Origin of the sequence: Lactobacillus sp. A27 (assembly GCF_016742815.1) — a bacterium.
Classification (GTDB): domain Bacteria; phylum Bacillota; class Bacilli; order Lactobacillales; family Lactobacillaceae; genus Lactobacillus; species Lactobacillus gallinarum.
Genome location: NZ_JAEHNT010000033.1, coordinates 43,952 through 66,604, shown reverse-complemented (window position 1 = coordinate 66,604; position 22,653 = coordinate 43,952). Strand labels below are relative to the sequence as shown.

General features: G+C 36.8%; 16 protein-coding genes and 2 pseudogenes. 13 read left to right on the top strand and 5 right to left on the bottom strand.

Annotated features, from left to right (window positions below):
- Window positions 1–227 precede the first annotated feature (227 nt).
- The 7 genes from JEM49_RS05410 to JEM49_RS05380 are packed head-to-tail and all read left to right on the top strand — an operon-like array spanning window position 228 to window position 9,012.
- Window positions 228–1,661: a cytochrome ubiquinol oxidase subunit I gene (locus JEM49_RS05410; RefSeq protein WP_087176491.1), complete on the top strand. Its 1,434-nt coding sequence runs from the start codon at window positions 228–230 to the stop codon at window positions 1,659–1,661.
- The gene (gene cydB / locus JEM49_RS05405) at window positions 1,662–2,684 is read left to right on the top strand and encodes a cytochrome d ubiquinol oxidase subunit II (protein ID WP_201874012.1); all 1,023 of its coding nucleotides are present in this window, start codon (window positions 1,662–1,664) and stop codon (window positions 2,682–2,684) included.
- Window positions 2,684–4,402: a thiol reductant ABC exporter subunit CydD gene (cydD, locus tag JEM49_RS05400; protein ID WP_098036706.1), complete on the top strand. Its 1,719-nt coding sequence runs from the start codon at window positions 2,684–2,686 to the stop codon at window positions 4,400–4,402. Before cydB ends, cydD begins: the two co-directional genes overlap by 1 nt.
- Window positions 4,392–6,140 carry a thiol reductant ABC exporter subunit CydC gene (cydC, locus tag JEM49_RS05395; RefSeq protein WP_201874011.1) on the top strand — a complete coding sequence of 583 codons (1,749 nt, stop codon included), beginning with the start codon at window positions 4,392–4,394 and terminating at the stop codon, window positions 6,138–6,140. The genes cydD and cydC overlap by 11 nt, the downstream gene beginning before the upstream one ends.
- Window positions 6,141–6,150: 10 nt before the next feature.
- On the top strand, window positions 6,151–6,849 hold the full coding sequence (ubiE, locus tag JEM49_RS05390; RefSeq protein ID WP_201874009.1) for a bifunctional demethylmenaquinone methyltransferase/2-methoxy-6-polyprenyl-1,4-benzoquinol methylase UbiE: 699 nt from the start codon (window positions 6,151–6,153) through the stop codon (window positions 6,847–6,849).
- A 34-nt stretch (window positions 6,850–6,883) separates the two neighbouring features.
- Window positions 6,884–7,783 carry a prenyltransferase gene (locus JEM49_RS05385; RefSeq protein WP_201874008.1) on the top strand — a complete coding sequence of 300 codons (900 nt, stop codon included), beginning with the start codon at window positions 6,884–6,886 and terminating at the stop codon, window positions 7,781–7,783.
- Window positions 7,784–7,803: 20 nt separating this feature from the next.
- On the top strand, window positions 7,804–9,012 hold the full coding sequence (locus JEM49_RS05380) for an NAD(P)/FAD-dependent oxidoreductase (protein ID WP_087235796.1): 1,209 nt from the start codon (window positions 7,804–7,806) through the stop codon (window positions 9,010–9,012).
- A 45-nt stretch (window positions 9,013–9,057) separates the two neighbouring features.
- Here JEM49_RS05380 and JEM49_RS10800 read toward each other — a convergent pair whose 3' ends face one another.
- Entirely contained in the window at window positions 9,058–9,282 is a 225-nt protein-coding gene (locus JEM49_RS10800) for a helix-turn-helix domain-containing protein (RefSeq protein WP_087176499.1), read from the bottom strand.
- On the opposite strand from JEM49_RS10800, the gene JEM49_RS05370 reads away from it, so the two are divergent.
- Both JEM49_RS05370 and JEM49_RS05365 read left to right on the top strand, forming a co-directional pair.
- Window positions 9,281–9,571 (top strand): GH32 C-terminal domain-containing protein, encoded by a 291-nt coding sequence (locus JEM49_RS05370; RefSeq protein ID WP_098043814.1) that lies wholly within the window; start codon window positions 9,281–9,283, stop codon window positions 9,569–9,571. The genes JEM49_RS10800 and JEM49_RS05370 overlap by 2 nt on opposite strands.
- Window positions 9,572–9,628: 57 nt before the next feature.
- Window positions 9,629–11,751, top strand: a pseudogene (locus JEM49_RS05365) (alpha-galactosidase).
- Here JEM49_RS05365 and JEM49_RS05360 read toward each other — a convergent pair.
- From JEM49_RS05360 to JEM49_RS05345, 4 genes are all read right to left on the bottom strand, one after another.
- Window positions 11,744–12,775 carry a LacI family DNA-binding transcriptional regulator gene (locus JEM49_RS05360; protein WP_087176772.1) on the bottom strand — a complete coding sequence of 344 codons (1,032 nt, stop codon included), beginning with the start codon at window positions 12,773–12,775 and terminating at the stop codon, window positions 11,744–11,746. The pseudogene JEM49_RS05365 and the gene JEM49_RS05360 sit on opposite strands and share 8 nt — an antisense overlap.
- Window positions 12,776–12,906: 131 nt before the next feature.
- Entirely contained in the window at window positions 12,907–13,899 is a 993-nt protein-coding gene (gene galE / locus JEM49_RS05355; RefSeq protein ID WP_025005359.1) for a UDP-glucose 4-epimerase GalE, read from the bottom strand.
- Between the two features lie 102 nt (window positions 13,900–14,001).
- Entirely contained in the window at window positions 14,002–14,958 is a 957-nt protein-coding gene (locus JEM49_RS05350; RefSeq protein ID WP_201874007.1) for a beta-galactosidase small subunit, read from the bottom strand.
- Window positions 14,942–16,822: a glycoside hydrolase family 2 TIM barrel-domain containing protein gene (locus tag JEM49_RS05345; protein ID WP_201874006.1), complete on the bottom strand. Its 1,881-nt coding sequence runs from the start codon at window positions 16,820–16,822 to the stop codon at window positions 14,942–14,944. Before JEM49_RS05345 ends, JEM49_RS05350 begins: the two co-directional genes overlap by 17 nt.
- 224 nt (window positions 16,823–17,046) lie before the next feature.
- Between JEM49_RS05345 and JEM49_RS05340 the strand changes: the two genes are divergently transcribed.
- The 4 genes and pseudogenes from JEM49_RS05340 to JEM49_RS05325 all read left to right on the top strand — a co-directional run.
- Complete coding sequence (locus tag JEM49_RS05340) at window positions 17,047–18,054, top strand: LacI family DNA-binding transcriptional regulator (RefSeq protein ID WP_201874005.1); 1,008 nt, start codon at window positions 17,047–17,049, stop codon at window positions 18,052–18,054.
- A 192-nt stretch (window positions 18,055–18,246) separates the two neighbouring features.
- The gene (locus tag JEM49_RS05335) at window positions 18,247–20,166 is read left to right on the top strand and encodes a PTS sugar transporter subunit IIA (RefSeq protein WP_201874004.1); all 1,920 of its coding nucleotides are present in this window, start codon (window positions 18,247–18,249) and stop codon (window positions 20,164–20,166) included.
- Window positions 20,167–20,176: 10 nt separating this feature from the next.
- Complete coding sequence (locus JEM49_RS05330; protein WP_201874002.1) at window positions 20,177–22,183, top strand: beta-galactosidase; 2,007 nt, start codon at window positions 20,177–20,179, stop codon at window positions 22,181–22,183.
- Between the two features lie 223 nt (window positions 22,184–22,406).
- Window positions 22,407–22,574, top strand: a pseudogene (locus JEM49_RS05325) (amidohydrolase family protein); the annotation flags it as partial.
- Window positions 22,575–22,653 lie beyond the last annotated feature (79 nt).

The following is a 22,653-nucleotide window of genomic DNA, read 5'->3' as shown; positions in this document are numbered from 1 at the left end:
ACATAAAAATATTTTTAAAAATTTTTATGAGGAATAAAGCTGAATAATTTATAAATATTAATAATAACAGCTGTTATTGTAAGGCCTAAAGTGAAAAATTAGAATAAAATAAGATAACACTACTGAAAACGCATTATTGCCCGACTTGAAAGACTTTTTAAGAGGTATACACTATAAGTGAGCCTATTAAAAGATTAGGGAGTTTAGAATTTTATGGAGGCGTAATTATGAATGTGTTAAGTTTAGCACGTTTCCAATTCGCAATGACGACCATATTCCACTTCTTCTTTGTACCATTTACAATTGGTACAATCTTCGTGGTTGCGATTATGGAATCAATGTATGTCCACACTGGAAACCCTAATTATCGCAAAATGACTAAATTCTGGGGAAATGTCTTCCTCTTAACTTTCGCCGTTGGTGTGGTAACTGGATTAATTCAGGAATTCCAATTCGGTATGAATTGGTCAGATTATTCAAGATTCATGGGTGATATTTTCGGAGCTCCATTAGCATTTGAAGCCTTGCTATCATTCTTTATTGAATCAACATTTATTGGTCTTTGGTTATTTACCTGGGATCGTGTAAAGAAGGGCTTGCACCTATTCTTTGCATGGATGATTGTCTTTGGTACTTTAACTTCAGCACTTTGGATTTTGACAGCTAACTCATTTATGCAGCATCCCGTTGGATTTAGTATCCGCGGTGGTCGTGCAGTCATGGTTGACTTTGGTGCATTGCTTAGCAACCGTCAATTATTATATGAATATACTCACGTAATTTTTGGTGCATTGCTTACCGGTGCTACCATTCTTACAGGTTTAGCTGCATTCCAATTACTTAAAAAACGTAGCATATCAGATGTTAACAAGAAGATTTATCATAAAACTATTCGTTTAGGATTGGTTTTAATGTTAATTTTCTCATCTTGTGAGTTTGTTGCCGGTGACTTCCAAATGAGATATTTGGTTCATGAACAACCAATGAAGTTCGCTGCAGCAGAAGGTGTAACGACTACGACCGGTGAAAAAGCACCATGGACTGTAGTTGGCTATGTCGATCCTAAGACTCATGACATGAAAGGAAACATTGATATTCCCGATGTATTGAGTATTCTTTCATACCACAAGACCACAGGTGCCGTAACTGGTATGAAAGAAGTTAATAAGCAACTTGAAAAGAGATATGGAACTAAGATTGACAATCATAAGATGGATTATTATGTTCCAGCTAACACTTTGTTCTGGTCATTCCGTGTAATGTGTGGCTTTGCTGCATTATTATTCTTAGTTTCAATTGTAGGATTGATCATGACACGCAAAGGCAAAGAAAGTCTTTACAGCCATCGTTGGTGTCTATGGGTACTAGCAATTTTGACTTTCTCACCATTTATTGTTAATACTGCAGGTTGGTTAATTACTGAACTTGGTCGTTATCCATGGACTGTTTATGGACTATTTACTATTGCACAAAGTGTATCACCAAGTGTATCAGCAACATCATTGTTAATTTCCAATATTGTTTACTTCTCATTGTTTACAATTTTGGCAATTGTAATGATTGCTTTAACTGTTCGCTTCTTGCGTAATGACCCAGAAGAATGGGAAAAAGCTGGAGACGAAAAGAGAGCTACTGATCCATTTGCAAAGGGGGCCTTTTAAATGTCAGCGTCAGTTTTGCAAATATTATGGTTTATCTTGTTAGCCGTTTTGTTTTCCGGCTTCTTCTTCCTGGATGGTTTTGACTTCGGTGTGGGAATGGCTGTAAAAACATTAGCTTATAATGATGCCGAAAGAACTCAAATTGTCAGAACTATTGGACCTGTGTGGGATGGTAATGAGGTATGGCTTATTACCGCAGGTGGTGCTATGTTTGCATCATTCCCATATTGGTATGCAACATTATTTTCAGGATACTACATTATTTTGCTGATTATCTTGGTTGGCTTAATTATTCGTGGTGTATCCTTTGAGTTTAGGTCAAAGAGTAGTGCAGCCCATCGTCATATTTGGGATAACATAATGGCAATCGGGAGTTTCCTTGTTCCATTCTTCTTCGGAATCATGTTTATCTCAATGATTAAAGGGATGCCAATCGATGCAAATGGTAATATTTATGGTCATTTCTTCGATTACATTAACTGGTTCTCAGTAGTAGGTGGTGTTGCTTTAACACTTCTTTGCTACTTACATGGTTTGAACTATATTACTTTAAAGACAAAAGGCGTAATTTCAGATCGTGCCCAAAATTATGCTCATGCACTTTACTGGGTACTCTATGTTGGTGAAGTTATTTTTGCTTTACTATTATTCTTCCAAACAGACTTCTTAAAGGTTCATCCAATTTTGACTCTAATCTGCCTAGCTTTAATCGTGGGCTTCTCAGTTGCAGCACACGTTTCAACCTTTAAGAACAAGCAAGGTACCGCTCTTACATTTAGTGGTCTTACCTTGATTTCATTGGTAGCATTAATCTTCTGCGGATTGTTCCCAAGAGTAATGATCTCATCAATTAGTAGCAAATACGATTTGATGATCCAAAGTGCATCATCATCAAATTACACTTTAGTTGTAATGACAATTGCTACTGTAATCTTGGTACCTTGTGTTTTGGCTTACACAATCTGGGCTTACTGGATTTTCCGCAAGCGGATTGCAATGCCTAAAATTGGAGAGGTTAAATAATGATTGATCGACAGCTATTCAAACTTGCTGGCGCTAGTGCAATCATGAGAAAGCTTGCAGTAATTGAGATTCTGCAGGCTTTTTTCATAATTGGTCAGGCTTTGGCATTAAGTGCAGTTTTGACGGGACTTTGGGAAGGTCATGCTTTAAATTGGCTATTATTATTGCTATTTATTGTATGCTTTGCCTTGCGTCAATTGATTAATACTATTAGGGATGCAATTTTAAATAAATATTCTGGAAAAATTGCAGAAGACTTACGAGAAAAACTTTTAACCAAAGTATTTAATGAAGGACAAGCTCTAGTTCAAAAGCAGGGAACGGGTAGCTTGATTACGATGGCTTTGGATGGAGTTGATGAGGTTCGACAATATGTCAAACTGATTTATAGCAAAGTCCTTACGATGATGATCGTTCCGATCATAGTGTTTATCTGCATGCTTTGTTTAAATTGGCTTTCTGCAGTAATTCTGCTTTTGATGTATCCTTTAATTGTTCTTTTCATGATAATTTTGGGACATGCAGCACAAGATAAGGCGATTAAACAATTTGGTCGTTTCCAGGTTTTATCAAATAATTTTATCGATTCCTTACGTGGTATTGATACACTAAAATATTTGGGCCTAAGCAAGCGCTATTCAAAAAGTATTTATCGTTTAAGTGAAAACTTTCGCAAGAAAACAATGGCAGTGTTAAAAGTCGCAATGCTTTCAACTTTTGCTCTTGATTTCTTTACTACTTTATCAATTGCTATCATTGCAGTTTTTCTTGGTTTTGATTTGATGAATGGAAAAATCAATTTATTTCCTGCTTTGGGAATCTTGATTTTAGCACCAGACTTTTTCTTACCAATCCGAGATTTTGCAGGCGATTTTCATGCCACTCTAAATGGAAAAAATGCGTTTAAGAGAATTAATGAGTTAATCGCTGCTCCGAAAGAACCTGTAAAGAAAATTGCATTAACTGACTGGAGTGCAAATGATGAGTTAATAATTAATGATCTGCGTTTCAATTATTTAAAGGGTGCGGAAATTGGACCAATTAATTTTAAGATTAAAGGCTATCAAAAAATCGGAATTATCGGTATGAGTGGTTCTGGTAAGAGTACTTTGATTAACCTAATTAGTGGCTTTTTAACACCAAGTCAAGCTGATATTGAAATAGAAGGTCATAAAACTAACACGATGAACATCCCTGATTGGCAGAGGCAATTAATCTACATTCCGCAACAGCCATATGTTTTTTCAAAGTCTTTACGTGAAAATATTGCTTTTTATCACCCTGAAGCAACTGATCAAGAAATATTGCAGGCTATTCATGTCATGGGATTAGATGATTTATTAAACGACTTGCCTAAGGGCTTAGATACGGTTATCGGTCAAGGTAAAAGAGCTTTGTCTGGTGGTCAAGCGCAAAGAATTGCTTTAGCAAGGGCATTTCTAGATCCTAAACGTAAAGTGATGATCTTTGATGAGCCAACTGCTCACTTAGATATTGAAACTGAAATTGATTTGAAGACTAAAATGTTGCCTTTAATGCAAAAGCGCCTGGTCTTCTTTGCCACTCACCGGTTGCACTGGTTAAAAGAAATGGATTATATCCTAGTCATGAATCATGGACAGCTAGTAGGTCAGGGAACGTTTGCAGATTTGCAGGCAAATAATAGTTACTTTATTGATTTAATTCACGGAATGAGAGGCGAAAGCAATGATCAATAGGATTCCAATTTTAAAAGCTCTAAAAAATGATCGTTGGGTTCGTCCTTTCTTAAAGCGCTACAAAAAAACTTTGATCTTAGCAATTTTCTTGGGTATTTTGACGTTCTTCTGCGGTGGAGGATTGATGTTCTGCGCAGGTTACTTGATTAGTAGATCTGCTGCACGACCTGAAAATATTTTACTAGTTTATGTACCGATAGTTTTGACCAGAGCATTTGGTGTGTTCCGTCCAGCTGTCCGTTATGTTGAACGGTTAGTAAGTCATAACTGGGTCTTTAGAATGACTTCCAAATTCCGCCAGCAGCTTTATGATTCGTTGGAACGGGATGCTACTAATTTTAATAGTAAGTATCAACTAGGCGATATCTTAGGCTTATTGTCTGATGATGTTAGCCACATTCAAAACCTGTATTTAAGATCTATTTTTCCAATGATGGTAGCTTGGGGCCTATATGCAATTATTGTAATTGGCTTAGGTTGGCTATCTCCATTAATGGGATTATGGATGCTAGTAGTTTTTGGCTTAATTATTTTTGCTATTCCAATTTGGTCAGTGCTTGTAAACGGAGCTAGACAGACCTATGAAAAGCAAATGCAAGATAAACTGTATGCTGATCTGACAGATAACGTGATGGGTGTCAACGATTGGGTTTTATCCGGTCGTGGTTCAGCCTTTTTGAAGCTCCATGTTAAAGATCAACAAGAACTTTTTGAAGTTGATCAGGTGATGAAAAAGTTTGAACGTTGGCGTGATTATACTTTTCAGCTAGTATATCTGTTAGCGATTGTCAGTTTGATAATTTGGGGCATGTTTCGCTTTGGTCAAAGAGATACCTATTATACAAACTGGATTGCAGCGTTTGCATTGGCACTATTTCCAACCGTGTCAGCCTTTGCGGGATTGCCAGCCGCAGCTCAGGAAACAAATATTTATAAGGATTCGTTGAATCGATTAAATAATTTACCTGAACCAGAAGTTGAAAATAAGAAAGCAATTACCCTTAAGGCTCCATATGAAATTGATCTTAAGGATGTGCATTATACTTATCCTAAGACTAATAAAGAGATTTTGCACGGTCTTAATTTAACCATTAAGAATGGTGAAAAGTTAGCAATTTTAGGACGTAGTGGTGCTGGTAAAAGCACGCTCGCTTCATTATTGCGTGGAGATCGTACTCCTGATAGCGGTAGTATTACGCTAAATGGAATTTCGACAGATCAATTTGGTGATCAGATTGCTAATTATTTCAGTATAATTAATCAAAATCCTTACTTGTTTAACACAACAATTGGCAATAATCTCCGCTTAGGAAATGAAGATGCTACAGATGATCAATTGTGGGATGTGTTAAGACGAGTAGGATTAGATCAAATGGTTGAAAAACTACCGCAAGGTTTAGAAACAGAAGTAGATGAAGCAGGTTTACGTTTTTCAGGTGGTGAGCGTCACCGCTTGGCTTTGGCAAGAATTTTGTTAAAAGATACGCCGATTGTATTACTTGATGAGCCAACAGTAGGATTAGATCCTATTACTGAACAAGCTGTGATCGATACTTTTATGACTCAGCTTAAAGGAAAAACTTTGATTTGGATTACACACCACTTGCAGGGAATTGATCAAATGGATCAGGTTATTTTCCTAGAAGATGGGAAAATTTATATGCAAGGCAGTCCAAAAGAGTTGTGGCAAACTGAGCAGCGTTATCGTGAATTAAAGAGAGCAGATCAAGGTCTGTGAGGAAAAAGCAATGTTAACAAATAAAGTACCTGAAAAAGACGTTAATGATTTATTTACCCGCGTTGCTCCCAATTATGATTTGATGAATAATATGGTCAGTTTGGGCATCCAGAATATTTGGCGGAAACAATTTTTAACCAGATTAAATTTGAAAAGCACAGATCAATGTTTAGATTTATGTTGTGGCACTGGCGATTCTACTATTGCTTTAGCGAAAAAAGTTAAATTGGTAACTGGCCTAGACTTTAATCAAGCGATGTTAAAACTGGCCCACGAAAAGATAGTGAAAAAGCATTTGCAACCGAAAGTTAAATTAGTTAACGGGGATGCAATGAATTTGCCTTTCGCGGCGAGAAGTTTTGATTGTGTTACCATTTGTTTTGGCTTACGCAATGTGCCCGATGCAGAAAAGACCATTAAAGAAGCTTATCGGGTTTTAAAACCTGGCGGACAATTTGCCATTTTAGAAATGTCGCAGCCTAATAATCAGATCATTAAATTAGGTTGGCGTGCGTATTTTGAAATTTTCCCTTATTGGGCAAAGCTGGTTAAGAGCAATGTGCGAGATTATCAATATTTATCTAAAACAAGTAAAGAATTTTTATCTGCTCAACAATTAAAGCAATTATTAGTTAAAAATGGATTTAGTCATGTCGCGGTTAAGAAATTAACTGGTGGAGCGGCAGCGATTCATATAGGAATTAAATAGATAAAAATTAGATGTATCGAAAGGATGTGGGCTAATGGCTTTAAATGTATTTTTGGAATTAATTGAAATTAAGGCCAAGACAGCTAGTGTAATACCATTTTTGTTAGGAATGTGCTTTAGTAAATTTTATTATCATCAACTAAATTGGCAGCTAGCTTTAATCTTCTTTATTGCGATGTTTTTATTCAATATGGTTGTCGATATGTTTGACAATTATTGCGATTATTATCATGCGGATAGTAAGAGTTACCAAGAAAAAACTAATATCATTGGTCGAGAAAATATTAACCCTAAGTTGGTTTTGGGTTTAATAATCGGATTTAGTGTGATTTCGGCATTGTTAGGTCTTTATCTTGTAAGTCAAGCTGGGTTGCCTGTTTTATGGATGGGTATCTTCTGTTTTGCCGTTGGGTATCTATATTCGTTTGGTCCGCATCCAATTTCAAGTTTGCCATTAGGCGAGCTATTTTCCGGTTTCACCATGGGCTTTATGATTGTTTTACTGAGCGTATACCTTAATACCTATCAAGTCTTTACCTGGAATTGGTTAACTATTGGACAAATCTTTTTTGTAGCTCTGGCAGATGAATTATGGATCTCTAATTTAATGCTGACCAACAATTTATGTGATGCTCAAGAAGACGAAGATAATCACCGTACGACTATCATTCATTTTATTGGTAAAAAGGGCGGATTAATCGCTTTAACCGTCAAAAATGTATTGGCATTTTTGATTATTGGAATTTTACCTTTCTTGGGACTTGCACCAAAAACTGTTTGGCTAACAATCTTAATCGTTCCATTTATCTATCAACAAAATAAGATAATTATTCATAAACAAGTTAAAACGGAAACCTTTAGTACCGGTGTTAAAACACTGTTAGTAGGGTCTGCCGCATATCTATTTACATATTTCTTAGGAATTATATTTTAAAAGAGTAGGAGGATTCAATCATGAAAAAGGTTGTTGTATTAGGTGCTGGTTTTGCCGGCATTAAGACCGTCGTTAAACTGCAAAAAAAATTGCGTGAAGAAGTTAAGATTATTTTAGTTGATCGCAATCCATTTCACTGTGAGACATTCCGTTTGTATGACGTGGTATCTGGTGAAGCGCCATACACCGCAATATCGTATCCAGTAGCAGATGTGATTAATCCAAAGATGACTACCTTTATCCAAGATGAAGTTAAGAAAATTGATTACCAAAATAAAACGGTAGAATTAGCCAAGCATACTCCTTTAAAATATGATTATTGTGTAATTGGATTAGGCTTTACGTTAAGCACATTTGGAATCGATGGCGTGCAAGAACATGCATTGCCTATGTATAATGTGGAATCTGCCGAGGCTATTCGGAATCATCTGTATGCAAGCATGCGTGATTATAAAAAGACTAAGAATCCGAATGATTTGGTAATAACAATGTGTGGGTCAGGCTTTCAGGCAGTAGAAGTAACCAACGCTATAGCTATGAATAGACCTCGTTTTGCCAAATTAGCAGGAGTTAGTCCTGATCAAATCAAAATCAAGATGTTTAATAGCTCTAAGAGAATGTTGCCAATGTTTGGCGATAAGCAATGTAATTATGCTTTGAATAAGATCAAAGAAAATGATATTGATATCATTAATCAAGCGCGCATTAGTCAAATTCAAGCGGATGGCGTTTGCTATAAGATTGGTGATCAAGCTGAAGAAAAGAAGTTGGCAACTAATAACATAATTTGGATGATGGGCTTTAGTGGTAATCCAGTAATTGCGGACTCTGGTTTTAAGGAACAACGTGACAAGATTACAGTAACTGATCATTTAACAGCTCCTGAAAGTGAAGACATCTATGTTTTAGGGGATGTTGCTTCAGTGCCACAACCAGGAAAGAGCTGGCCTTTGCCAAATACTGGTCAATTAGCTTTATCTATGGCTAATTATGCAGCCGATGATATTCATGCGAGAGTGAATGGCTATAGTCGTCCTAACCCATTTGTTTACCATGACTTAGGTGTTGTGGTTGATTTGGGTAAAAGTGCTGTAGGCTTAGCATTAGGCGTTAAATTATATGGTTATTGGGCTTCAGTGATGAAGAAGATCACTATTGATAAATCGATCTTTGAAACCGGCGGCGTTAAAGGAACGTTGTCTATTGGTCGTTTTGACTTTTATCATTAAAATAAAAATTTACATAAATAAAATAAGTGATGGATCTTTAATGATTCATCGCTTATTTGTTTTGGTATTATATTTCTTTCTGAATTCGGTCGGTGAAATCTGATATCTTTTACGAAAAAGGCGATTAAAGCTCTGATAGCTTTGAAAACCGGAAGAAAGTGCAATGTAAGAAATCGTTCCAGAATCCGATTTTAGTAGTTCACTTGTTCTTTTTAAGCGGTAATCGATTATAAATTGTTCTGGACTTTGATTAGAGTTTTTCTCCTGAATTTTTAATCATAAAAAACAAGAATTTATCATAGATCGCGGAAATTGCGGAGTTCATTTTGGTGAAAGTTATGGCAATAGTCGCAGTTGTCATTTAAATCTAGATCAAAAAATAAAAGTTAGAATCTTACAAGATGAATCTTCAGCTGAAATTTTCTTAGATGATGGTAAAAAAGTATTTTCAATGCGAGTTTTTCCTGATGAAAAAGCTAACCGAATTTTTGTAACAAGTGAAAATGGTGAAGCTAAAGTAGAAGGTACTATTTATCAATTAAGATCAGCTGAACTATAAAAAAGAAGCATAGAAAGTTCTATGCTCCTTTTTAGTAAGTAGAATACGGAGAAAAATATGCAAAATTTAATTACAGTTGATGAAGAAAATAAAGTTTTTCATTTACACAATAAACAAATATCATATTTATTTTCAGTGGAACAGGGAGCTACTTTAGCTCATTTATATTTTGGTAAAAGAATTCGAAAATATCATGGACAGTTAAAATATCCCCGTTTGCTTCGAGGCTTTTCAGGCAATTTGGCTGATGTACCAGGACGTGAGTTTTCTCGTGATACTTTGCCTGAAGAATATAGTAGTGCAGGCGAAATGAATTATCGCACACCAGCAACGGTTTTATATCAAAAAAATGGTTCAAATTCTATTTTGTTAAGATATAAGAGTTATGAAATAGTTGCAGGGAAGCCAAAATTGAATGGTTTGCCACATAGTTGGGTTAAAGACGAAGATGAAGCCCAAACTTTGATTGTTACTCTTGAAGATCAATTAACTCAGGTGGAATATCAATTGTTTTATACAATTTTTAGAGATTTACCAGTTATTTCTAGAGCTGTAAAAATAATTAATTCTGGAGAAGAAGTCGTTCACTTAAGAAAAGCCGCTTCAATGCAAATTGATTTTGGCAATGAAGATTTTGAAGCAATTACCTTGCCTGGAGCGCATGCCAATGAACGTCATCTGCAAAGAAGCAAGATTGATCAGGGGATTCGCGTCTATGGTAGTCATCGTGGCGCTTCCAGTCATCAGATGAATCCATTTCTTGCTTTAGTTAGACCTAATACAGATGAATTTGCAGGAGACGCATATGGTTTTACTTTTGTTTATTTAGGTAATCGTATGTTTGAACTTGAGAAAGATCAAATTAATCAAATCCGTTTAAATATTGGGATAAATGATTTTAATTTTGATTGGAAACTGGAGCCAAATGAAGATTTTCAGACTCCGGAAGTTTTGATGACTTATTCTCCAAATGGCATAAATCAAATGAGCCAGACATTTCATCAAGTGATTTTTGACCATATTATTCGCAGTAAATTCAAAAATAAGGTTCGACCTATTTTGGTTAATAATTGGGAAGCAACGTATTTCGATTTTAATGAAAAGAAATTACAAGCAATTGTTGATCAAGCTAAGGATTTAGGGATTGAAATGTTTGTCTTGGATGATGGCTGGTTTGGACACAGGGATGCGGATAATTCATCTTTAGGCGATTGGTTTGTCGATCAGAGAAAGTTTCCTACTGGTTTGAGTCATTTTATTGATTATGTACATAATCAAGGATTAAAATTTGGTATTTGGTTTGAACCAGAGATGATTTCCTATGATTCTGAATTATATAAAAAACATCCCGATTATTTGATGCATGTTCCTAATAGAATTCCTAATCCAGATCGTCACCAATATGTGCTTGATTTAGGGAGAAAAGAAGTACGACAAAATATTTTTGACCAGATGGTTAAGATCCTAGATCAAAATCAAATTGATTATATTAAATGGGATATGAATCGTTATATCTCAGACATTTATGAAGCAGATTTAACGCCAGATGAGCAGGGTGAAGCATATCATCGTTATATTTTAGGATTATATGATTTGCTTGAAAAATTGACGACCAGATATCCTAATATTTTGTTTGAAGGATGTTCTGGTGGTGGCGGTAGATCCAATATGGTACAAGTCTAGTTTATCCGCAATCAATGATGACCTCACATGTTTCCGTGTGTCCAAATGAACAAAATGGTAGAGTAACACCATTAGCTACACGGGGTGCTGTAGCTATGTGGGGAGACCTAGGCTATGAACTTGATTTAACTAAATTGAATGATGATGAAAAAGAAGAAGTTAAAAAGCAAATAACTTTATATAAGCAAATTAGAAAGCTTACTCAATTTGGCACTTTATATCGTTTGAAGTCGCCATTTAATAGTAATCAGACTGCTTGGGAAGTAGTTAGTTCAGATAAACGTGATGTAATTTTAACTGTAGTAAATATTCTGAGTTCAGCTCAGCCTAGCTTTACTAAGCCTAAATTAGCTGGCTTGAATCCAGAATATGATTATAAAAATATCGCCACCAATGAAATAATCGGTGGCGATGAATTAATGGACACAGGTATTTATGATGAGGTGGCCCATCAAGATTTTGTGGCTAAAATGTATCATTTTAAAGCAGTCAATTGATTGCCTTGATTGATTCACGTTTATTTAAGTTGCCGTGACAAGTAACAGTTAGAGGAATACTGATATTTTCAGTAATTAAATCTTTAGCAAGACGGACTGCAGTTTTACCCATTTCTTTGGTATCCATATAAACACTGGAAAGAGTAGGAGTTAAAAAGCGATTGATATCAACATCATCAAAACTTACGACTGAAATATCATCAGGAATAGAAATATGGTGGTTGTTAAGAGCTTTGTAAACGCCTAGTGCCATTGGATCGCTTCCCACTACAATTGCTGTAGGCCGCTCTTTCAATTGAATGACTTGATCAGTAATTTTAAGAGCGGAATCTGCAGACCAATCGGTAATAAAAGAGTGACAATATTGATCCAAGTTGTGCAATTTCATCCAGGAAATATAACGAGTTTCTCTCAAGTCGCATTTTTCAGTAGTGATTTTTCCGTCTAAATCCATAATGGAAGATTTACCACCAATATAAACAATATTTTCATGACCAAGAGAATGAAGAAGATCCAAGATGTAAGTAGTTTTTTCTACGAAGTCATTTCGAATAATATTGCAGTTAAGAATATTAGTGTTGACATCGAGAAAAATTACATTATGATTGATGGTTTGAATCGATTTTATAGCTTCAGGCGTCATTTCACCTTCAATTAATACTGCTCCGTAGTTAGCTAAAATAGACCAATCTTTTTCTTGATCATTCATCTTAAAAGGTTGATCAATTCTTAAATGCCATTTTTTAGCTTCATCATTAATCCCCATATGCATATTAAGAAAATATGGATCATCTATTTCTCGTGCATGGTCATGACGCATAATTAATGCAATTGAAAGTTGCGGATCATTTTGTTTAGGGCCCCGCTTTTTCTTGCCTTTGCTGTAATGCAGTTTGTTTGCTACATGAATTACACGTTTTCTTGCTTCGTCATTAATGTGAAAAGTAGGATCATTATTTAAAATGCGGGATACACTTGCAGGTGAAACGCCAGCGATCCGCGCAATATCTCTAATACTTGCCATAAAAGCCACCTCATATTTCTTCTTTTCGTAATTATAACATTTTAAATGAAGCCAAAGAAAAACACGCTATTAAAGCGTGTTTTTTAGATAATAAAATAGTTTAGACAGTGTGTTGTATAGAAATAATAATCTTATTTATCTTCGTAACCCTTTGGGTGGCCCTTGTGCCACTTCCAAGCAGTTGCGATTACGTCATCAACATTTTCGTGTTTTGGCTTCCAGCCTAAAACAGTTCTTGCCTTAGTTGAATCAGCAACAAGTGAATCAGGGTCACCGCCACGACGTGGTCCCATAGTATAAGGAATATCAATACCAGTAACCTTCTTAGCACTTTCCAAAATTTCAAGGTTGGAGTAACCATGTGCAGTACCCAAGTTGAAGACATCTGACTTATTAGTCTTCATCATGTGCTTCAATGCCAAAATGTGAGCATCGATTAAGTCTTCTACTTGAACATAGTCACGTACATTAGTACCGTCTTTAGTATTGTAATCATCACCAAAGATAGTAAATTTACCATCACCAGAAATAGCACTCTTTAAAATATTTGGAATCAAGTGAGTTTCTGGAGCGTGGTCTTCACCGATAGAACCGTCACTTGAAGCACCAGCAACGTTGAAGTAACGAAGGGCAGTGTACTTAATGCCGTCAGCCTTGTCAGCCCAAGCCATGATCTTTTCCATCATCATCTTGGTTTCACCGTATGGGTTGATAGGGTTAAGTGGAGTGTCTTCTGTGATTGGCAATTTCTTAGGAATACCATAAGTTGCGGCAGAACTTGAGAAGACTAAGTATTTAACGTTGGCATCATTCATAGCTTGTAATAATGAAATCATACCGGTAACGTTGTTGTCGTAATACTTAAGAGGCTTTTTAACTGATTCTGGAACAAGTGAGTAAGCTGCAAAGTGCATTACTGCATCGATCTTTTCATCACGCAAAATCTTTGATACTAAGAAAGTATCTTCGATGTCGCCTTGATAAAACTTGGCTTTAGGATCAACAGCTTTTCTGTGACCAGTGTACAAAGCATCTAAGACAACAACGTCATTGCCTTCTTTAACTAATTCACGAACAGCATGTGAGCCGATATAGCCCGCACCACCGATAACTAAAACTTTCATGTGTATAACTCCTTTAATAGTTATTAATTTTTTACTGAAATCGATTACATTGTAACACATAATTTAGTAAATGATTTACTAAATACGATAAAATATTTAAAATTAATTGAGTATAAATGAAAATTCGTGATCTAATTCTGGATTAATATGATAAGCACTCTCAACATCAGAGCCCCAACTATCGATTCCGCCAACGCCTCGAACTGCACCTGCAATTACTAACACAGTTCTGCGAACAAGTGGTAATTCCTCAATATGGGTGGCATTTTCGAGTTCTTCAGCGGTATAAGGCAAACAACTAAAATTGAATGGCTTTTTATCTTGTAGAATTGATAAACTGAATTTTTCATTTGTTTGATCAGAATTATTTTGAGTGGCTTCACGGTTAATAACTAACTTTTTAGTTTGCATGTGTATGCCATTTTCTTGCGGAACCAGATATTTGGTAACCGGTAATCCATCGATATGGAAACGACCTTCTTTAGCTCCGGCCATTCTATCAGGATAAGTTTCGCCGGATAAACCTTCATAATCGAATCCAGTAGCGGCAGTTGGCATAATTAATCGAATACCAATCACAGGTAAGGGTGATAATCCCTTCTTACCATAATAATGCATCGTGACTTTAATGTGACCGACATCATCAATATTATAGATGATTTTTGCATTTGTTGCAGGGATAGTTAAAGTTTGATAAGTAAATGAAATTTGAGCACTGCTTGCATATTCGTGATTGCTGAATTTATTGTTAAATGGAGCAATAGGTAATTCAGGAAAATCATGTTCATCTACTTTTAAATGAATATCAGTACATTTAGTGAACATATCGGCTCCGAGCCATTGAGCGGCCTTTAGATTGAACCCGCTGCCGCGATCGTTATCTGTAGTTGCTCGCCAAAAAGTGGGAGTAGGTACACGATAAAGCCATTCTTTGCCGTGTACTTTTAAAGATTCAAGTCCGCCGCGCTCATAACTAAAGATATATTGAAAATCTTGGCCATTCACGCCAAATGTGCCATCGCCGTAAATAATATGCAATTTTTTATTTGTGTAATCCATAGTAGTATCTAACCTCCTGCATTGCTGGTTTGGGTGTGCGGTCTGCGAACATTAAACCGTCGCCAGAGAATTCATAATCGGAGTGACGATCATCAAAGTCGCCACCGTAACGCAATACGTCCTGTCCGCTGACTGGATCATGCACAAACAGAGCCTGATCGATGAAATCCCAGATAAAGCCGCCCATGTACTGAGGGTATTTATCAATTAGCTTGATGTAAGAGCCCATGCCACCGTCGGAGTTGCCCATATCGTGCATGTATTCACATTCGACAAGTGGCTTTTTAGGATTTTGGAGATATTCTTCTGCCTCTTTAGGTGGCAAATACATACAGCTTTCAAGGTCTGAGATTTCTTTCTTAAATTCTGGTGCATGGAAGACGCCTTCGTAGTGGGTGAGGCGAGAAGAATCGTGATCTTTGTAGAATTTGTTCATAGCGGCGATGTTGCTGCCGGCATATGATTCGTTGCCAAGTGACCAGAATAAGATTGCAGTGTGATTCTTGAAGGTTTCATAATTGCTGCGGGCACGGTCGACGACGACTTCACGCCATTCGGGGATGCTGCCGGGTACATTGGAAGTAGCTTCAACTTGGCCTAACTTTTGCCAGGTACCGTGGGACTCCAAATTGTTTTCCGCCATCATGTAAATTCCGTTTTGATCGCAGAGATAGTACCAAGGAATTTGATTTGGGTAGTGGCAGGTTCTAACGGCATTGATGTTGTTGTGTTTAAAGGTAGCAATGTCTTGCTTCATGTCGGCTAGGGTAATGCTGCGACCACGCTTAGCATCCCATTCGTGACGATTAACGCCGTTGATGATTAATCTTTTGCCGTTAAGCAAAACCACATGATCCTTGGTAATTTCAATTTTTCTAAAACCAAATTGGTAAGGAATAAGTTCAACTAATTTGCCATCTTGGTCATGAACTTCAATGATTAATTGATAAAGGTATGGATCATGGTTGTCCCATAGGTGAACATTGGCAAAAGTTTCGTTTTCAATTTCAACGGTTGATTTAAGTGGCAACTTTTTATTAAGCAAAGTTTTGCCATCGATGTCTTCAACTAAGACGTGGACATTGCCACTGGTTTTACCCATAAAGTGCAATTTAGCGTTGAAGACACCGTCATGGTAATCATTAACAACAGTTGGTTTGATATCTAGATCCATTAGATGAGTCCGAGGTAAGGCTAAGAGTTCAACTGAACGAAAAATACCGGAGAATCTAAACATATCTTGATCTTCTAGCCAGGAAGCAGTGCTGTGTTTGAAGACTTCGACAGCTAAGATGTTGTCTTTTGCTTGAATGTAAGGTGTAAGATCGAATTCGGAAGGTGTGAAACTATCTTCGGCGTAACCGATGAAGTGACCGTTGAGATAGACATACATGGCCCGTTCAACGCCTTCGAATTGAATATGGATGTCATGGCCGGCTAAAGCATGATTTAAGTCAAAGTGTTTAAGATATGAACCGACTGTGTTGTCTTTTCCTTGACTAAAATCGCCATTCTTGATGCCGCGCCCCAGGGTATAGGCAGGCTTACGATAGATTTTGCTTTCCCAGGGATACAGAATGTTAGTGTATTGATTTTGGGCGTAGCCGTTTAATTCAATTTCACTAGGAACGGGGATGGTGTCAAAGGAAGATGAGTCAAAGCTGCGTTTGTAAAAATCAATGGGCCGGCTTTGAGGATCTTTTGAAAAATGAAACTGCCAGGCACCGTTGAGGCTTTGTTTAAAACTGCTGCTGTGGTTTTGCCATTCACGGTAATCTTTGTAAAAGGGATAATCACTGTGAGCTGGCAGTTGATTAATTCTGAAGACTTCAGGATCATCAAGCCATTTGATATTTGCTTTCATGATAAGACCTAGTTTCTATAAAAAATATATTTTGAAAACGGTTTTATTATAACACCAAATTAAACAATTTATCAAATAAATAAATAATTTAGTAATTAAAAGTAAATAAATTAATTGGAAAATCTCGAGAAAAATATTTTTGAATAAAATTGATCTTTATTGGAATTAAGTAAATATTTTGTATAATAAAGACAGGAATATTAGTAAATGGGAAAGAAATAATTATGACAACTATTAAAGAAATTGCACAAAAGTCGGGGTATTCTTCTGCGACTGTTTCGCGGTTGCTCAATAATGATCCTAACTTGTCGATTACTGCAGATACCAAAAATAAAATTTTAGAAATTGCTAATAAGCTTGGTTATTGGAAAGACCACCAAGAAAAGGAAATTAAGCCTACAATTGCGCTTCTTTACCGCACTAACCATAAAGAACAGTTGCAAGATGAGTATTTTACTTCTTTAAAGCAAGCCTTGGTAGAAACCGTTAAGCAAGAATCAATGAAGATGAAGACCTTTTATAATGCGGCTGACTTAATTGAAAATGCCTCATTGTTCCAAGGTTTTATTGGAGTAGGAGCAGCGCCAATCGAAAATGCTGAGTTGGTAAAATTGCACGGAGTTTTACCAAATGGGGTGTTTGTTGATACTAATCCAGCTCCCGAATTGTTCGATTCAATTAGACCTAACTTAACTTTAACAGTTAAGAATGCTATTGATTTGTTTATTAAAAACGGCTATGAATCGATTGGTTTTATTGGTGGTGTTGGTCCTAAGCATGATCATATTCAAGAAAATGATCCACGTTCCGTTGCCTTTGCGGAATATATGAAGGTTCGCGGAAAAGATGGCAGCAACATGTTCGTTTTAGGACCATTCAGCGTTGAAAATGGTTATAAGCTTGGCAAAGAAGTAATAAAGAAGTGCAAGAACAATTTACCAGATGCATTTTTAATTGCTTCTGATACATTAGCAGTTGGTGTTTTACAGGCCTTTAACGAAGAAAATATTAACGTACCAAAAGATACCGCAATTTTGAGTATCAATAACAGTAATGTAGTGAAGTACGTATCACCACCACTTTCTTCTTACAACATCAACCAGCAGGAAATGATTGATTTAGCTTTAACTATGCTGACCAATTTGATTATTCAACCTGATCGTGCGCATATTGATGTGAATATGAACACTAATTTGGTGGTACGTAAAAGCTTTATTCCTAAAGCTGAATAAATTTTTTAGTAAATAAAAATTTTTTATTTTGAATATTTTGAAAGGAGAATGCTGAAGCATAGCATTCTCTTTTATTTTTACTCTAAGTAAATAATTTAGTTATATTAAATAAATAATTTACCAAAACTGATACTAAGCGTATACTCAGATATGTAAACGATTACAGATGATAACAATTTAGGAGGAAGCATTATGACAAACGGTCATAAAAATTCAGGGAAACAAATAATTTCCTATGCATCATTCTGTCTGGGTAACTTAGGACACGCAGCTTTTTATGGTGTAATGAGTACATACTTTATTATTTTTATTACCAGCGGAATGTTCAGTGGGCTAGAGCAATCAGTAGCTGATAAATTGATTGGTTTAATCACTGGCTTAATGGTAGTGATTAGAATTGTCGAGTTGGTTATTGACCCAATCTTGGGCAACATAGTTGATAATACCAAAACAAGATGGGGAAAGTTTAAGCCATGGATTTTCTTGGGTACTGTAGTTAGTGCAGTATTATTATTAATTTTATTTACTGGAATCTTTGGCTTAGCGCAAAGCAATTGGATTCTTTTCGCTATCTTATTCGTAATTATCTACATCGGTTTTGATATCTTCTATTCATTATCCGATGTTTCATATTGGGGTATGGTTCCGGCTTTAAGTGAAGATTCACATGAGCGTGGTATTTATACTTCATTGGGTGCCTTTTCAGGTGCTATTGGTTGGAACGGTTTAGCAATTATCGTTGTTCCATTAGTAACTGGGGTAACTTATGCAGTTACTGGTAAACATGAAGAAGGCGCACCAGGTTGGCTTGCCTTTGCGGCCGTAATTTCAGCTTTAGCAATTGTTTGTGCCATTATTGTTTGCTTAGGTACTAAAGAAAAGCACAATTTAATTAGAAATTCAGCCAAGCAGAAAACTACTTTGCCTCAAGTCTTCAGTGCTATTTTCCATAACGATCAAATTCTTTGGCCGAGTTTAGCCTACTTAGTCTTTTCACTTGCTAACACTATTACTAACGGGGTTTTGTTCTACCTGTACAAGTTTGTCATTGGTAAACCAGGCGAATTCTGGGTTGTAGGGCTTGCTGCAACGATTGTAGGGTTCTGTGTCAGTCCATTATTCCCAGTTTTAAATAAGTACATTCCAAGAAAATGGTTGTTTGTTGCAGGTCAAACTTGCATGATCTGTGCTTATCTTTTATTCATTTTCTGCCGTGATAATGTTGTGTTAATGGACTTAGGGTTGGTTTTATTCAACATCAACTTTGCTCAATTAGTAACTGTTTTGACCTTAACTGATGCGATTGAATATGGTCAGCTTAAGAGTGGTCAAAGAAACGAGGCCGTCGTTTTGGCAGTTCGTCCAATGATCGATAAATTCACTGGTGCTGTTTCTAATGCTTTGGTTGGATATGTAGCTATTGCAGCTGGTATGACAGGTGCCGCAACTGCTGCCGACATGACAGCACACGATATCAGCACTTTTAATACAATGGCCTTATATATTCCTTTAATCTTAGCTGTGATTTCAATCATCGTGTTCTTAAGCAAAGTAACTTTGACCGAAAAGAAACACGCCGAAGTTGTTGAAGAATTGAAGACTAAGCTTGCTGAAGGTGAAATCGAAAAAGACGATTCAACTAAAGCAAGACCTAGACAGCAAAAGATTTACGCACCAGCCGATGGTGAATTGATGCAAATGTCCTCCGTCGTTGACGAAGATAATAAGCCATTCCCAGGAAAGGGATTCGCAATCAAACCAAGTGCCGGCAAGATCTATGCACCATTCGATGGTAAGATTAGATTTACCTTTGGTACAAAACACGCCTTTGAGATTATCTCAGATAATGGCTTGCAAGTAGTCGTCCACGTTGGTCTTGGAACAGTAAACTTGCGTGGTGAAGGCTTTGAAACGTATTATGATGATGGACAAGAAGTCAAGAAGGGCAACTTATTACTAGAATTTGATCGTGATTTGGCTCTTAAGAATGGCTACAAGGATACGATCGTTACCTTCTACACTCAACCAGGTAGAATTAAAAAAGCTAGTCCAATTAAAGCAGGTTCTACTGTAAAACACGGTGATGAAGTAGTAGAAGTCCAGTTTAAGTAGAGGTTTAAAAATGACAAAAACATTATCACGTTTTCTTTATGGTGGGGACTACAATCCCGATCAATGGACAGAAGAAACATGGCCTGAAGACATTAAGGTCTTTAAAAAGGCAGATTTAAATTCAGCTACAATTAATATTTTCTCTTGGGCAGTTCTGGAACCTAGAGAAGGAGTCTATGACTTTTCTAAATTAGACAAGATCGTTCAAGAATTATTTGATGCAAACTTTGATATTGTGATGGGTACGGCAACAGCCGCAATGCCAGCCTGGATGTTTAAAAAGTATCCGGATATCGCAAGAGTTGATTACCAAGGCAGACGTCACGTCTTTGGTCAGCGGCACAATTTCTGTCCGAACAGCAAGAATTATCAAAGACTCGATAGTGAGTTAGTTAAAAAATTGGCCCAGCACTACGCTGACAATCCGCATATCGTAGTTTGGCACGTGAACAATGAATACGGTGGCAACTGTTACTGTGGAAATTGTCAAAACGCCTTCCGTGACTGGTTGAGAAACAAATATAAGACCTTGGGTGCGCTCAACAAGGCTTGGAACATGAATGTTTGGAGTCACACGATTTATGACTGGGATGAAATTGTTGTTCCAAACGAGTTGGGGGATGCATGGGGGCCAGAAAGTAGCGAAACCATTGTTGCTGGCCTTTCAATCGACTACTTACGCTTTCAATCCGAAAGTTTGCAAAACCTCTTCAAGATGGAAAAGGCAGTCATCAAGAAGTACGATCCTGAAACGCCTGTAACTACTAACTTCCACAGTTTGCCAAACAAGATGATTGACTATCAAAAGTGGGCCAAGGATCAAGATATTATTTCCTATGATAGTTATCCAACTTACGACGCACCTGCTTATAAGCCAGCATTCTTGTATGACTTAATGAGAAGCCTTAAGCATCAACCATTTATGTTAATGGAATCTGCACCTTCACAAGTTAACTGGCAATCTTACAGTCCACTAAAGCGTCCAGGTCAAATGGCCGCAACTGAATTGCAAGCTGTTGCTCACGGTGCTGACACTGTTCAGTTCTTCCAATTAAAGCAAGCAGTGGGTGGTTCCGAAAAATTCCACAGTGCAATTATTGCTCATTCACAAAGAACCGATACTAGAGCCTTCCGTGAATTGGCTGATTTGGGTCAAAAATTAAAGGAGGCTGGTCCAACAATCTTAGGTTCAAAGACTAAAGCTAAAGTCGCAATTGTCTTTGATTGGAGCAACTTCTGGTCGTACGAATATGTTGATGGCATTACTCAAGATTTGAATTATGTTGACTCAATTTTGGACTACTACCGTCAATTCTATGAACGCAACATTCCAACCGATATTATTGGTGTTGATGATGACTTTAGTAACTATGACTTGGTTGTTGCACCAGTGCTTTACATGGTTAAAGCAGGTTTAGCTGAAAAGATCAACAGCTATGTTGAAAAGGGCGGCCACTTCGTTACTACCTACATGTCAGGTATGGTTGATTCAACTGACAATGTTTACCTTGGCGGCTATCCTGGTCCATTGAAAGATGTCACCGGCATCTGGGTTGAAGAAAGCGACGCAATGGTTCCAGGTCAAAAAGTTAGAGTTAAGATGGATGACAAGGAATACGAAACCAGCTTAATGTGTGATTTGATTCATCCAAATAAGGCCAAAGTTTTGGCAAGCTACGCTGATGAGTTTTACGCTGGCACTGCTGCGATTACTGAAAATGATTATGGCAAAGGCAAGGCTTGGTACGTGGGAACCAAGTTAGGTCACCAAGGTTTGACACAATTATTCAACCACATTGTGCTTGAAACTGGAGTTGAATCATTAGTTTGCGACAGCCATAAGCTTGAAGTAACTAAGCGTGTCACAGCAGATGGCAAGAAACTTTACTTCGTGCTTAACATGAGCAATGAAGAAAGAGAATTGCCAAATAAATTTGCGGATTATGAAGACATCTTAACTGGTGAAAAAGCTAAGAGTTCAATGAAAGGATGGGATGTCCAAGTCTTAACCAAGTAACAAATCCTATTTCTTTCCCTCGAATTTAGATCAATAAATAAGGAAGCTAGGCGAAATGTCTAACTTCCTTTTTGTGTTGCTTATATATTTTTTATAAATAGTTCTAAGATCATTAAAACAATAGTGAAAATGACGCCTGCTTTAAATACTAGTACAAATAGTGGGTAATCTAGTAGCCAGTACGATAGTATAAATACCCTCTAAATATAAGAAAAAAACATCAGCTGATTTAGGATCTGCGGAATTACTTAAGATTGATCAAGATTACGGTTCTTTAGAAGTAGGAAAATATGCAGATTTCTTAGTGCTGAAAGATAATCCGTTAAAAGACGTATCTGCAGTTGAACAAGCTGATAAACAAGTTTACCAACATGGTGAAAGAAAATTTTAATAAGCAAAATGGTCTTAGTGTGAGCTAAGGCTATTTTTTCGCAGACAAACGTCTGGCTTTTTTAGTTCACTTAATTAAA